Origin of the sequence: Kineococcus siccus (assembly GCF_009906795.1) — a bacterium.
GTDB classification, from domain to species: domain Bacteria; phylum Actinomycetota; class Actinomycetes; order Actinomycetales; family Kineococcaceae; genus Kineococcus; species Kineococcus siccus.
Genome location: NZ_JAAALN010000121.1, coordinates 1 through 13,264 on the forward strand (window position 1 = coordinate 1; position 13,264 = coordinate 13,264).

At 75.4% G+C, this 13,264-nt stretch carries 13 protein-coding genes and 1 other RNA gene; all 14 read left to right on the top strand.

Annotated features, from left to right (window positions below):
* The first annotated feature begins 130 nt into the window (after positions 1-130).
* The 14 genes from GTR02_RS13755 (at position 131) to GTR02_RS13820 (ending at position 13,239) form a co-directional block, all read left to right on the top strand.
* Positions 131-1,066: an ATP-binding cassette domain-containing protein gene (locus tag GTR02_RS13755; protein ID WP_205709242.1), complete on the top strand. Its 936-nt coding sequence runs from the start codon at positions 131-133 to the stop codon at positions 1,064-1,066.
* Positions 1,063-1,854 carry an ABC transporter permease gene (locus GTR02_RS13760; RefSeq protein WP_205709243.1) on the top strand — a complete coding sequence of 264 codons (792 nt, stop codon included), beginning with the start codon at positions 1,063-1,065 and terminating at the stop codon, positions 1,852-1,854. Before GTR02_RS13755 ends, GTR02_RS13760 begins: the two co-directional genes overlap by 4 nt.
* A gap of 91 nt (positions 1,855-1,945) precedes the next feature.
* Complete coding sequence (locus GTR02_RS13765) at positions 1,946-2,644, top strand: SDR family NAD(P)-dependent oxidoreductase (protein WP_338073804.1); 699 nt, start codon at positions 1,946-1,948, stop codon at positions 2,642-2,644.
* A 63-nt stretch (positions 2,645-2,707) separates the two neighbouring features.
* A complete protein-coding gene (gene prfB / locus GTR02_RS13770; RefSeq protein WP_166608066.1) occupies positions 2,708-3,820 on the top strand; it encodes a peptide chain release factor 2 in 1,113 nt (370 codons plus the stop codon).
* A 131-nt stretch (positions 3,821-3,951) separates the two neighbouring features.
* A complete protein-coding gene (ftsE, locus tag GTR02_RS13775; protein ID WP_166608067.1) occupies positions 3,952-4,641 on the top strand; it encodes a cell division ATP-binding protein FtsE in 690 nt (229 codons plus the stop codon).
* A gap of 27 nt (positions 4,642-4,668) precedes the next feature.
* Complete coding sequence (gene ftsX / locus GTR02_RS13780; protein WP_166608068.1) at positions 4,669-5,574, top strand: permease-like cell division protein FtsX; 906 nt, start codon at positions 4,669-4,671, stop codon at positions 5,572-5,574.
* A 121-nt stretch (positions 5,575-5,695) separates the two neighbouring features.
* Entirely contained in the window at positions 5,696-6,172 is a 477-nt protein-coding gene (smpB, locus tag GTR02_RS13785) for an SsrA-binding protein SmpB (protein WP_166608069.1), read from the top strand.
* Between the two features lie 6 nt (positions 6,173-6,178).
* Entirely contained in the window at positions 6,179-7,969 is a 1,791-nt protein-coding gene (locus tag GTR02_RS13790) for a DUF2207 domain-containing protein (protein WP_166608070.1), read from the top strand.
* A gap of 115 nt (positions 7,970-8,084) precedes the next feature.
* Positions 8,085-8,449: a transfer-messenger RNA gene (ssrA, locus tag GTR02_RS13795) on the top strand.
* Between the two features lie 231 nt (positions 8,450-8,680).
* Complete coding sequence (locus GTR02_RS13800) at positions 8,681-9,538, top strand: diguanylate cyclase domain-containing protein (RefSeq protein WP_166608071.1); 858 nt, start codon at positions 8,681-8,683, stop codon at positions 9,536-9,538.
* A gap of 67 nt (positions 9,539-9,605) precedes the next feature.
* Positions 9,606-10,718 carry an oxidoreductase gene (locus tag GTR02_RS13805; protein ID WP_166608072.1) on the top strand — a complete coding sequence of 371 codons (1,113 nt, stop codon included), beginning with the start codon at positions 9,606-9,608 and terminating at the stop codon, positions 10,716-10,718.
* Between the two features lie 145 nt (positions 10,719-10,863).
* Positions 10,864-11,448: a YqgE/AlgH family protein gene (locus GTR02_RS13810; protein ID WP_166608073.1), complete on the top strand. Its 585-nt coding sequence runs from the start codon at positions 10,864-10,866 to the stop codon at positions 11,446-11,448.
* Between the two features lie 16 nt (positions 11,449-11,464).
* Positions 11,465-11,803: a DUF3039 domain-containing protein gene (locus tag GTR02_RS13815; RefSeq protein WP_166608074.1), complete on the top strand. Its 339-nt coding sequence runs from the start codon at positions 11,465-11,467 to the stop codon at positions 11,801-11,803.
* Positions 11,803-13,239 carry an MFS transporter gene (locus tag GTR02_RS13820; RefSeq protein WP_166608075.1) on the top strand — a complete coding sequence of 479 codons (1,437 nt, stop codon included), beginning with the start codon at positions 11,803-11,805 and terminating at the stop codon, positions 13,237-13,239. Before GTR02_RS13815 ends, GTR02_RS13820 begins: the two co-directional genes overlap by 1 nt.
* Positions 13,240-13,264 lie beyond the last annotated feature (25 nt).

Below are 13,264 nucleotides of genomic sequence, written 5' to 3' on the forward strand. Positions count from 1 at the left end.
AACCTAACCCGGCCCCGCCGTCGAGCCTCCCCGCCGTCGAGCCGCCCTGTTGCGCCCGCCGGGGCCGGGTTAGGTTCGCGACGGGTCCCGGGTCCCCGGGGAGCCCGCCGCCCGTGCGCCAGGAGGACCCGTGGGCCCCCACCCGACCCCCGTCGCCGGGGTGCGCGAGGTCGTCGAGGTGCGCGAGGCGTCCCGGACGTTCGGGCCCGTGACCGCCCTCGACCGCGTCAGCCTGTCGGTCGGGGCGGGGGAGTCCGTGGGCGTGCTGGGCCCCAACGGCGCGGGCAAGTCGACGCTGCTGAGCCTGCTGGCCGGGTTGCGCACGCCCAGCAGCGGCAGCGTGCGCGTCGCCGGCGGGAACCCCCGCTCGCCCGCGGTTCGCGCCCGGCTGGGCTGCACCCCGCAGTCGACGGGCCTGCCGGGGACGCTGCGGGTCTCCGAGGTCGTCGACTTCGTCGGCGGTCACCACCGCGACCCCGTCCCGCGCCGCGAGCTGCTGGAGCGCTTCGACCTCGGCGACCTCGCGGGCAAGCAGTGCGGTGGGCTGTCCGGCGGTCAGCAGCGCCGCGTGTGCGTCGCCCTGGCCTTCGTCGGGCGCCCCGAGCTGGTGCTGCTCGACGAGCCGACGACGGGCCTGGACGTCACCGCCCGCCTCGCGCTGTGGGCGGCGGTTCGGGAGTTCGTCGACGGGGGCGGCACCCTCCTGCTGACCAGCCACTACCTGGAGGAGGTCGAGGCCCTCGCGCAGCGCGTCGTGGTCGTCGACCACGGGCGGGTGATCGCCGAGGGCACCGTGCCGGAGATCCGCGGTCGCACCAGCCTGCGCCGCGTCCGCTTCGCCGCGGGACCGGTGCCCGGGCTCGCCTCCGCGCCCGGCGTCTCGGAGGTCCTCGCGGCGGGCGACGAGGGCCGCTGGGAGGTCCTCGCCGCCGACGCCGACGCGTTCGTCCGCGAGCTCGTGCAGCGCGGCGTCGGGTTCAGCGAGCTCGAGGTCGCGGGCGCGACCCTCGAGGAGGCGTTCGTCGCGCTCACGGACGCGGCCCCGGCCGCGGGGAGGACGGCGTGAGCGCCCCCGCGACCACCCGGGGAGCGCCCGCGCTGGTGTCGGGCCTGCGGATGACGCTGCTGCACACGCGCTTCCAGGTCCTGGAGAACCTCCGCGTGCCCGTGGCGATCGTGGGCTCGGCCGCGTTCCCCGCGCTCACGATGCTCGTGTTCATCGTCCCGCAGGCCGCGGTGGCGGACGACCCGGCGGCCGCGACGAGCGCGGTCGCGCAGCTGTGCGTGTTCTCGGCGATGAGCGTGGCGCTGTTCACCCACGGCGCGGGGATCGCCGAGGAGCGCGCGCTGCCGTGGGACACCCACCTGCGCACCCTCCCCGTGCCGTCCGGTCCGCGGTTCTTCGCGCGCGTCCTGACGGGTGCGTTCTTCTGCGTCCTCGGGGTCGTCCCGCTGCTCCTGCTCGCGGCCCTCCTGACCGAGGCGACGACGACCCAGGCGCGCTTCCTGGCCGGCCTCGCGGCCCTCGTCGTGGCGGGCGTGCCGCTGCTCGCGCTGGGTCTGGCCGTCGGCTACTCGCTGCCCAGCAAGGCCGCGCTCGCCGTCGCGCAGGTGCTGCTGCTGCCGCTCGCGTTCGCGGGCGGGCTGTTCCTGCCGCCCGAGGTCATGCCCGGGTGGCTGCGGGCCGTCTCCACGCTCACGCCGACGCGCGCGGGCCGCGACCTCGTCGTCGGCGCCGCGACGGGCACGCCCGTGCCGGCCACGGCGCTGCCCGTCCTCGTCGGCTGGACCCTCGTGCTCGCGGCGCTCGCCGTGCTCGCGCAGCGCCGGGACGAGGGCCGCCGCTTCCGCTGAGCCGAGCGGCGGTGGGGGCGCGGCGGTGGGAGTGACGCACGCCTCGCCGCGTCCGCGTGCGCCGCGATCACGCCCGTGTCAGCGTCGGGACGTGACGAACCTCGACGGTGCGGCCCTGCTGGTGACCGGTGCGAGCGGCGGCCTCGGGGCCCCGCTGGCCGAGCGGCTCGCGGCCGCGGGGGCGCGGCTGGTGGTCTCGGCGCGCGACGCCGACCGGCTGCGCGCCTCGGCGCCGGCAGGCGCCCACGTGGTCGCGGCCGACCTGCGGCTGCCCGAGGGGCCGGCCTCGCTGGTCGCGGCCGCCGTCGAGCACCTGGGACGCCTGGACGGCGTGGTGCACGCCGCGGGCGTGGTCGCCTTCGGCCCGGCCACCGACGCCGACGACGACCTGCTCGACGAGCTGTTCCTCGCCAACGCGCTCGGCCCGCTGCGGCTGCTGCGCGCGGCCGTCCCGCACCTGCGCTCGGCCGCGAGCGAACGTCCCGGCGCCTTCGCGGCCCTGCTCTCCGCGGTCGTCGCGGAGAAGCCGACCGCGGGCATGGCCGCCTACTCCGCTTCCAAGGCGGCCCTGACGGCCTTCGACGCGGCGCTGGCCAAGGAGCTGCGCCGCGACGGCGTGCGCATCCTCGACGTCCGCCCGCCGCACACCGAGACGGGCCTCGCGACGCGGCCCGTCGCGGGCAGTGCGCCCAAGCTGGCCGAGGGTCTCGCGCCGCAGGCCGTCGCCGAGCGCATCGTGCGGGCGATCGTCGAGGACGAGCGCGACCTCCCGGCGTCCGCCTTCGCCTGAGCGGGACCGCGGGGCGGGCGAGCGCGGACCGGCGCCACCCGGGGCGGCGTAAGCTCGACCGTCGTGGCCACCGACTTCCCCGCCGAGATCTCCGCCCTGCGAACGACGTACGCCTCGATCCGTGAGGTGTCCGACCTCGACACGCTGCGGTCGGAGCTCGGCGAGCTGAACGCGCAGGCCGCCTCGCCGGACCTGTGGGACGACCCCGAGCACGCGCAGACGGTCACGAGCCGGCTGTCGACGGTGCAGGCCGAGCTCGACCGCATCGAGAAGATGGGGCACCGCATCGACGACCTCGAGGTGCTCGTCGAGCTCGCCGAGTCCGAGGACGACGAGGACACGCGGCAGGAGACGGAGCGCGAGCTGCTCGCCGTGCGCAAGCAGCTCGAGGAGCTCGAGGTCCGCACGCTGCTGTCGGGGGAGTACGACCAGCGCGAGGCGATCGTCACCATCCGCTCCGAGGCCGGGGGCGTGGACGCCGCCGACTTCGCCGAGATGCTCATGCGGATGTACCTGCGCTGGGCCGAGCGCCGCGGCTACAAGAGCGAGGTGTACGACACCTCCTACGCCGAGGAGGCGGGCATCAAGTCGGCGACCTTCAAGGTCGCCGCGCCCTACGCCTACGGCACCCTCTCGGTCGAGCAGGGCACCCACCGGCTCGTGCGGATCTCGCCCTTCGACAACCAGGGCCGCCGGCAGACGTCCTTCGCGGGCGTCGAGGTGCTGCCGGTCGTGGCCGAGACCGACCACGTCGACGTGCCCGAGAACGACGTCCGGGTCGACGTGTACCGCTCGTCGGGCCCCGGGGGGCAGTCCGTCAACACGACCGACTCGGCCGTGCGCCTGACCCACCTGCCCACGGGCATCGTCGTGACCTGCCAGAACGAGAAGTCGCAGCTGCAGAACAAGGCCGCGGCCATGCGGGTCCTGCAGGCGAAGCTCCTGGAGAAGGCGCGCAAGGACCGCCAGGCCGAGCTGGACGCGCTCAAGGGCGACGACTCCGGCTCGTGGGGCAACCAGATGCGCTCCTACGTCCTGCACCCCTACCAGATGGTCAAGGACCTGCGGACGAACCACGAGGTCGGCAACACCACGTCCGTGTTCGACGGCGAGATCGACGCCTTCCTGGAGTCGGGCATCCGCTGGCGCAAGCAGGGCGAGCGCGCCGAGGCGTGACCTGCGCCTCGTGCGTGCACGCGCCGTGCCTCGGCGCTGACCCTCGGTCGTGGCCCGTACAGTGGTCGCCGGTCAGGCAGCACCCCGCGCACGTCCGCCCGTCCCGTCCCCGAGACTGACCGCCCCCACGAGTGATCACCTTCGAGCACGTCAGCAAGGCCTACGGCGAGGGGCACCGTCCCGCGCTCGCCGAGGTGACCCTCCAGATCGACAAGGGGGAGTTCGTCTTCCTCGTCGGTCCGTCGGGGTCGGGGAAGTCCACCTTCCTCCGGCTCGTGCTGAAGGAGGAGAAGTCGACGGGGGGCACCGTCGAGGTCGCCGGACGCGACGTCGGCCGGCTGCGCAGCTGGAAGGTCCCGGCGCTGCGCCGGCAGATCGGCGTGGTCTTCCAGGACTTCCGGCTGCTGCACGACAAGACCGTGTTCGAGAACGTCGCCTTCGCGCTGCAGGTCCTCGGCAAGCCGCGCCACGTCGTGGCCCAGACAGTCCCCGAGGTGCTCGCGCTCGTGGGGCTCGAGGGCAAGGAGAAGCGCCGTCCGCACGAGCTGTCGGGCGGGGAGCAGCAGCGCGTGGCCATCGCCCGCGCCTTCGTCAACCGCCCCGCCCTGCTGCTGGCGGACGAGCCGACGGGCAACCTCGACCCCACCACGAGCGTCGGCATCATGAAGCTGCTGGACCGCATCAACCGCACCGGCACGACCATCGTCATGGCCACCCACGACGACGACATGGTCGACCAGATGCGCAAGCGCGTCGTGGAGCTGCGCGACGGCCGCGTCGTCCGCGACGAGGACCGCGGCGTCTACGGTTCGAACCGCTGAGGCAGCGGAGGAAGGGGGAGAGAGCTCGTGCGCCTCGGCTTCGTCGTGAGCGAGATGTTCATCGGGTTGCGCCGCAACCTGTCCATGACCGTGTCCGTCGTCCTCGTGACGATGGTGTCGCTGTTCTTCTTCGGCGCCGGGCTGCTCGTGCAGCAGCAGGTGTCGATCCTCAAGGGCGACTGGTACGACCGCGTGCAGGTCTCGGTGTTCCTGTGCGGTGAGGAGAGCCTCGCGCAGAACTGCCCCGAGGGGGCGGTCACCGCGGCGCAGCGCGACGCGATCCGGACCCAGCTGACGACGTCGCCGCTGGTCGCCCAGGTGTTCTACGAGTCGCAGGCCGACGCGTACGAGAACTTCCGGGAGACCGCCGACGAGTCGCTCGTCGCCAACATCACGGCCGACCAGCTGCCCGAGTCCTTCCGCGTCCGGCTGACCGACCCCGAGCGCTACGAGGAGATCCGCGCCCAGATGCTCGGCGTCCCCGGCGTCGAGGACGTGCCGGACGACCGCAAGGTCCTCGGGCCGCTGTTCTCGGCGCTGGACGCCGCGACGCTGGTCGCGCTGGGGCTGGCCGCCCTCATGCTGGTCTGCACCGTCCTGCTCGTCTCCACCACGATCCGCCTGACGGCCTTCAGCCGGCGCCGCGAGACCAGCATCATGCGGCTCGTCGGGGCGTCGCGGCTGCTCATCCAGCTGCCCTTCGTCCTGGAGGGGGTGGTGGCGACCCTGCTGGGCGCGGCTCTGGCCTCCGGCGCGCTCTGGGCGCTGGTCGAGTACGGCCTGGGCCGCGTGGGCGACCGCCCGGACTTCACGACGCGGCTGGTCGGGACGCAGGAGGTCCTCACGCAGGCGATGCCCCTGATGTTCGCGGTCGGCTTCCTGCTCGCCGTGGTCGCCTCGCTCATCAGCCTGCGGCGCTGGCTGCGCATCTGAGGCGACCCGGACGCCGCCGCGGAGCCCGCCTCGTGCGTCCGCCGTGGGAGAACCGTGGTGCGCGGGCGGCCCGGCGGCTCCTACAGTGGTGGGTCAGCCAGCCCCCCGAGGAGTGATCGACGTGCCGCGCGAGACCGGTCGCAAGGTGATCGCCAGCAACCGCAAGGCGCGCCACGACTACCTGATCGAGGAGACCGTCGAGGCGGGCATCTCCCTGACGGGCACCGAGGTGAAGGCCCTGCGCATGGGCCGCGCCTCGCTCGTGGACGGCTTCGCGCAGATCGACCGCGGCGAGATGTACCTCGAGCACGTCCACATCCCCGAGTACGTCCAGGGCACGTGGACCAACCACGCGCCGCGCCGGCGCCGCAAGCTGCTGCTGCACCGGGCCGAGATCGACAAGTGGGCCGGCAAGATCCGCGAGTCCGGTCACACGATCGTGCCACTGTCGCTGTACTTCGACAACGGGCGCGTGAAGGTCGAGATCGCGCTGGCCAAGGGCAAGAAGAACTACGACAAGCGGCAGGCGCTGCGCGAGCGGCAGGACAAGCGCGAGGCCGACCGCGTCATGTCGGCGGTCAAGCGCCAGGAGCGCTGAGCGGACGTGGGCGGCCGGATCCGCCGGGGGCTGCGCCGGGTCGGTGCGGCCGCCGGGCTCGCCGCGCTGGCGGGGCTCGTCGCCGCGGCCCCGGCCGCGGCCGCCGACGACGAGGCCGTGCGGAGCATGGTCGTGGACCTGCGGGTGGGCGAGGACGGGCCCCTGGCCGTGCGGGAGCAGATCACCTACGACTTCGGCGACGAGGAGCGGCACGGCCTCGAGCGCACCGTCCCCGTGCGGGGTCTGCTGGACCGCTCCCACGAGCGCAGCTACCCCGTGCAGGACCTGCAGGTCTCGAGCCCCACGGGGGCGCCGACCCTCCTCGAGCAGGATCGGGACGGCCGCGACCTCGACATCCGCATCGGCGACCCCGACTCCGAGGACGTCACGGGCGTGCAGACGTACGTGCTCACCTACCGGGTCCCCGCGGTCGTCGACGACCTCGGCGCGCGCCAGCAGGTGGCGTGGAACGCCACGGGCACCGGCTGGTCCGTGCCGATGGACAGCGTGACCGTGACCCTCACGGCCCCCGGCGCGCTGACGGACCCGCGCTGCTTCCAGGGGGAGCGGGGCAGCCGCGACGCGTGCGAGGTCCAGGCCGGGGCGGGCACCGCGACCTTCCGCGGCCGGGACCTGGAGCCGGAGCAGGGCGTGACCGTCACCGCGTCGATGCCCGCGGGCACCGTGCGCGCGCAGCCGCCGCTCGTCGTGGACACCTACAGCCCGGCGCGGGCCTTCACGGCCGACGCGACGACGCTGCCGCTCGCGGGCGGCGTCCTCGTCCTCGGCGGGGTCGCGACGGCGCTCGCGCGACGGCGCGGCGCGGGGGGCGAGGAGCGCCTGCCGGGCGGTGCGGGCACCACGGCGCCCTGGCAGCCGTCGCCGCCCGACGGGCCGCCGGGCGTCCTGGGGGCGCTCGTGCACGGCGGCGCGACCCCCGACGACGTCGTCGCGACGCTCCTCGACCTCGCGCGCCGCGGGCACCTGCGCCTGGCCGAGCGACCGGGCTCCGACGACGCCCCGGACTGGGCGCTCGAGGCCGCGACGGGCCGCGACGCGGCGTCGCCGGCCGAGCAGCAACTGCTGCGCACGGTGTTCGGCGACGGCCCCGCCACCACGGTGTCCGCCCTGCGCACGACGTCGCACGAGGGGATGCGGCTGACCCGGCAGGCGCTGGACGACGACGCGGTCCGGCGCGGCTGGTTCCGCACGCGCCCCGCGACCGCGCGCGCCGGCTGGCTGGGCGGGTGCGTCGTCGTCGTCCTCGCCGGGCTGGTCCTCACCGCGGCCCTGGCGGCCTGGACCACGATCGCGCTCGTGGGGGTGGCGGTCGTCGTCGTGGGCGTCGCGGCCGCGGTCGCCGGTCGCGGCCGGTCGCCGCTCACCCCGGCTGGGCGCCGCGTGCGGGACGAGACCGAGGCCTTCGCGGCCACGCTGCGCCGCTGGACCGACGACGGGCAGCGGCCGGGCGGGCCCGCAGTGGGCGGGCCCGGCGTGGACGTGCACGGCGAGGACGTGGCCCGCCACCTCCCGCACGCGGTGGCGCTCGGCCTCACGGGCGCCTGGTCCGGGATCGCCGCCGCGCTGGCCTCCTCGGCGACGCCCGTGCCCGCGCCGGACTGGTACGCGACGTCCGGGGGCGGGGCGTTCAACGCGGGCCTGTTCGGCGCCGCCGTGGGCGGCTTCTCCTCCGACGCCGGGCAGGCGCTCTCGACGCCGCCGCCGCCGAGCACGACCACCTCCGGGAGCAGCTACGTCGGTGGCGGAGCGGGCGGTGGCGGCGGGGGCTCGTGGTGAGCGGGTCCGTGCGGCCGGCGCCGGGGGAGGGACCCGGGAACACGGGGGCCACCCCCGCCGTTGGGCTGTACGCTGGCACCCGGTCGCCACGACGGGGCCGGTGACAACTGAAAACGGGGATGACAGGTTTCGACGTCGGTCGTCGAGCCAGGGGAAGCGGGTCGAGGATGCACGGTTATCTCGATAACGCTCCGTGCAAACCAATAGGTGCCGATTCCAAGCGCACCGACTTCGCCCTCGCCGCCTGAGCGAGTGCGAGTCCGTCAGCCCGGGTGCGCCTCCGCCCCGGGTCCTGGCGTCAGCTAGGAGGCTCACCTCTCACCGAGGTCGCGTAGGTGAGAGGGACAACCAACGCGGCTGGGCCCGGCGACGGCATGTCTGCGTGACCGTCGGGGCCGAGCAGACCAGCAGCAGACTGCACCCGGAGAAGCCCTGGTCAAGCGCTGGCGGACGCGGGTTCGATTCCCGCCATCTCCACACCGCTCGAGGCGGTGCCCCGCGAGGGGCACCGCCTCGACGTGCGTCCGGGGGTCGTCCAGGACGCGCGGAGCCCACGCTCCTCGGACGCACAGCGACACCGGAGTTGCGCTGCGCCACAACCGTTCCGCCATACCGGTGCCTTCCCCGGCGTGGCTGCTTGCCCCCGCCTGCGCCGACGTAGCGTCGATCGGAGATCGACCGACCGGTCGGTCTCCGACGGAAGGGGACACCGTGCAGGACGCCGACTACCGGCGCCTCGTCGAGGACTCCCCGCTCGCCACGCTCGTGGTGAAGGACGCCCGCGTGGTGTGGGCCAACTCGGCCGCCCACCGCCTGCTGCGCGTGGAGCAGGCCCTGGACGGCGCCGAGCTGTTCCGCTTCGTGCACCCGGAGGACCGCGCCGACGTGCTCGGCGTGCTGTCGTCCGAGGCCGTGGCCGACCCCTCGCTCGAGCGCGTCCCGCACGAGTGGCGGCTGGTCACCGGCCGCGACGAGGACGTGACCGTGGAGGTGCTCCTCGCCCCCGTCCAGCACGAGGGGGAGCGCGGGATGCACGTCGTCTGCTGGGACGTCTCCCTGCACGTCGCCCGTCAGCGCGACCTCGCGCACCGTGCGACGCACGACCGCCTGACCGGGCTGCCGAACCGCTCCCTGCTCGAGGACCGCTGGCACCAGGCCCGCTCGCGCGCCCGCCGGACGGGCCTCGCCCCGCTCGTGCTGTTCTGCGACGTCGACGACCTCAAGCAGGTCAACGACCGGTACGGCCACGTCGTGGGGGACGCGGCGCTGGTCGAGGTGGCGGCGCGCCTGCGCCACGCCTCCCGCGGGGAGGACACGGTCGCGCGCTTCGGCGGTGACGAGTTCGTCCTGCTCGTGGAGAGCCCCGCCGACGTCGAGGCGGACCTCCTCGCCGACCGGCTGCGGGCGACGCTCGCGGGCGTCGAGGTCCCGCTGGGGGACGGCCGCGAGGCGCTCGTGGTGCGCTCCAGCGTGGGCCACGTCGTCGACGACCTCACCCGCAGCACCGCCGAGGTCCTCGCCGTCGCGGACGCGCGGATGTACGAGCAGAAGCGCCGCAGCCGGTCCTGACGCCGGTGCGGGGCAACGGCTCCGCCCGCCTGCGCCGCGGCCGGCGGGCCGACGTACGGTCGGGCCCGTGAGCCGACTGTTCCAGCCCCTGACCATCCGCGGCACGACGTTCGCGCACCGCACGTGGGTCTCGCCGATGTGCCAGTACTCGTGCGACCCCGTCGAGGCCCCCGGCGTGCCGAACGACTGGCACCTCGTGCACCTGGGCTCCTTCGCCACCGGCGGGGCCGCGCTCGTCCTGACCGAGGCCGCGGCCGTGGTGCCCGAGGGGCGCATCTCCCCGCAGGACGCGGGCCTGTGGAACGACGAGCAGGCCGGCGCCTGGCGCCGGATCGTGGACTTCCTGCACGGCCAGGGCGCCGCGGCCGGCGTCCAGCTCGCGCACGCGGGCCGCAAGGCCTCGACCCACCGGCCGTGGGACGAGCGCAGCGGCAGCGTGCCGGTGGCCGAGGGCGGCTGGCCGACCGTGGGCCCGAGCGCCGTCGCCTTCGGCTCCTACGCCGAGCCCGCGGCCCTCGACGAGGCCGGCACCGCGGGCGTCGTGCGCGCGTTCGCCGACGCCGCCCGCCGCGCCGACGAGGCCGGGTTCGACGTCGTCGAGGTGCACGCCGCGCACGGCTACCTGCTCCACCAGTTCCTCTCGCCGCTGTCCAACCGGCGCACCGACCGCTACGGCGGGGACCTCGCGGGCCGCAGCCGGCTGCTGCTCGAGGTGGTCGACGCGGTCCGCGCCGTGTGGCCGCAGGACAAGCCGCTGTTCGTGCGCCTGTCGACGACCGACTGGGTCGAGGGCGGGTGGGACGTCGACGACTCCGTGGCCCTCTCGCGCGAGCTCGCCGCCCACGGCGTCGACCTCGTCGACGCCTCGAGCGGCGGCAACGTCCCCGACGCCCCGATCCCGGTGGGGCCGGGGTACCAGGTGCCGCCCGCGGGCCGCATCAAGCGCGAGACCGGGATCCTCGTCGGCGCCGTGGGCATGCTGCTGGAACCCGCGCAGGCCGAGCAGGTGCTCGTCTCGGGCGACGCCGACGCCGTCTTCCTCGCGCGGGCGCTGCTCGCCGACCCGCGCTGGGTGCAGCGCGCCGCCGTGGCCCTGCACGAGCACGGCACGCTGGCCTGGCCGCCGCAGTACGTGCGCGCGACCCGCCAGCAGGTACCCCTCGTGCGGCCGCGCGGCTGAAGGTGGTGCGGCCGCGCGGCTGAGGGGTGTGCGGGCGCGCGGCTGAGCGTCCGCGGCGCGTGGTGCGCCGCGGCGCGCCCCGCGGCGTGGGCCATGATGGGGCCATGGTGCACGCCGCAGGAGTGGCCGCCCGGGGGAGGAGGCGGTGACCCCGCTGCCCCCGGCCGCGCTCACGGGCCGCCTGCTCCTCGCGACCCCCTCGCTGAGCGACCCGAACTTCCACCGCGCCGTGGTGCTGGTGCTCAACCACGACGACGACGGCGCCCTGGGCGTCGTCGTCAACCGCCCGCTCGACGTCGACGTCGACGTGGTGCTGCCCGGCTGGCAGCCCTTCGCGACGGCGCCGGGCAAGCTCTTCCAGGGCGGTCCCGTGGCGCTGGACTCCGCGCTCGGCCTCGTCGCGGTGCCCGGGGACCGGCCCGACCCGCTGGGCGTGCGCCGCGTGTTCGGCTCGGTCGGTCTCGGTTCGGTCGGCCTGGTCGACCTCGACACCCCGCCCGAGGCCGTCGTCGCGGAGCTGTCGGGGCTGCGGATCTTCGCGGGGTACGCGGGGTGGGGCGCCGCCCAGCTGGAGGCCGAGATCGCGGAGGGGGCGTGGTTCGTGCTGCCGGCCGAGGCGCGCGACGCGTTCTCCGACAGCCCCGCGGCGCTGTGGTCGGACGTCCTGCGCCGCCAGGGCGGTGACCTCGCCCTGGTGGCGAGCTTCCCCGCCGACGTCTCGATGAACTGACCGTAGGATCGCCGTCATGAGCACGCCGACCGACGACCCCTCCGTCCCGCAGCCGCTGCCGCAGGAGTCGCCGTCGACGACCCCGTCGCGCACCGCGGTCCTCGACCGCGAGGAGGCGACCGAGGAGCGCGTCGAGCCGGGCGACCACGAGCGCTTCGCGCACTACGTGCAGAAGAACAAGATCACCGAGTCGGCCGTGACCGGCACCCCGGTGATCGCCCTGTGCGGCAAGGTCTGGGTCCCTGGCCGCGACCCCAAGCGCTTCCCCGTCTGCCCGACGTGCAAGGAGATCTACCAGGGCCTGCAGCGCGACGGCGGCAAGGACGGCGGCCAGGGTGGGGGCTCCGGCTCCTGATGCCCGTCCCCGCACCCGCGGGGGAGCCCGGCCCGCCGTCCGCCACCCCGGGGCCGCTGTCGGCGGCGCACCGGCGGACCACGCTGTCCGTCGTCGCCTTCATCACCCTCGTCGCCTTCGAGAGCATGGCCGTCGCGACGGCCATGCCCGTCGCGGCCACGGCGCTGGGCAGCGTCCGCTCCTACGGCCTGGCCTTCTCCTCCTTCCTCACCGCGAGCCTGCTCGGCACCGTCCTGGCGGGCCCGTGGGGTGACGCCCGCGGCCCGCGCGCGCCGCTCGCGGCCGGCGCGGCCCTCTTCACGGCCGGGCAGCTGACGTGCGCCCTCGCGCCGACCTTCTCCGTCCTCCTGCTCGGGCGCCTGCTCGCGGGTGCCGGCGGCGGTCTGGTGGTCGTCGCGCTCTACGTCGTGGTCGGGGCGGCCTTCTCGGACGCGCTGCGCCCGAAGGTGTTCGGGTACATGTCGGCGGCCTGGGTGCTGCCCGCCGTCGTGGGGCCCGCCGTCGCCGGCTGGATGGCCGTCCACCTCGGCTGGCGCTCGGTGTTCGGCGTCGTGGTCCCGCTGGCCGTCGTCGTGGCGCTGGTCATCCTGCCCCGCGTGCCCGCGACCGGGACCGGCTCGCTGGAGGCCACCGCGCGCCGCCGCGTGCTGCGCGGCGCCGTGCTGGCGGTCGGTGCGGGCGCCCTGCAGGTGGGGGCCGAGAGCCTGACCGAGGGGGGCGCCTGGCCCGTGGTGCTCACGGTCGCCGGGGCCGCGCTCGTCGTCGGCGCGCTGCCGGGGCTGCTGCCGCGGGGCACGCTGCGCGCCGCGCGCGGGCTCCCCAGCGTGGTCGGGGTCCGGGGGCTCTACACGGCGGCCTTCTTCGGCACGGAGTCGTTCATCCCGCTCTTCCTCGTCACCGAGCGCGGGTTGCGCCCCGACCAGGCGGGCCTGGCCCTCACCGGGGGCGCCCTCGGCTGGTTCGCGGGCACCTCGATCCAGACGCGGAACCTCACGCGGATGCCGCGCCACCTGCTGCTGGTCGCGGGCGGCGCCGTGATCGCGCTGGGCATCGGCGTCCTCGTCGGTGTCGTCCTCTCGGGGGTGAGCGGGTGGTTCGTGCTCCTGGTGTGGCTGGTCGCGGGCTGCGGCATGGGCATCGGGATGGCCACCACGAGCGTGCTGACGCTGCGGATGGCCCCGCCCGACGAGCGCGGGCTCGCCTCGAGCGCCCTGCAGCTGTCGGACAACCTCGGCGGCGTGCTCGGCATCGCCGTCGTGGGCGCCGTCTTCGCGGCCCTGCACACCGGCGACGGCGGCCAGGACGACCTCTTCGCGGGCATGTTCGCGGGGTTGCTCCTCGTGGCCGTGCTCGCCGCCGTGGTCGGCACCCGCGGCCGGGCGCCGCGCCGCGCCGAACCCTCCCCCCCGGCGTCGGCTACGGTGCTGAGACCGTGAGCACGACGCACCCCGACCTGCCGCC

Coding starts and splice junctions, on each gene's coding strand:
- GTR02_RS13815 (WP_166608074.1), top strand. CDS start 11,465: ATGAGCACGCCGACCGACGACCCCTCCGTCCCGCAGCCGCTGCCGCAG.
- GTR02_RS13820 (WP_166608075.1), top strand. CDS start 11,803: ATGCCCGTCCCCGCACCCGCGGGGGAGCCCGGCCCGCCGTCCGCCACC.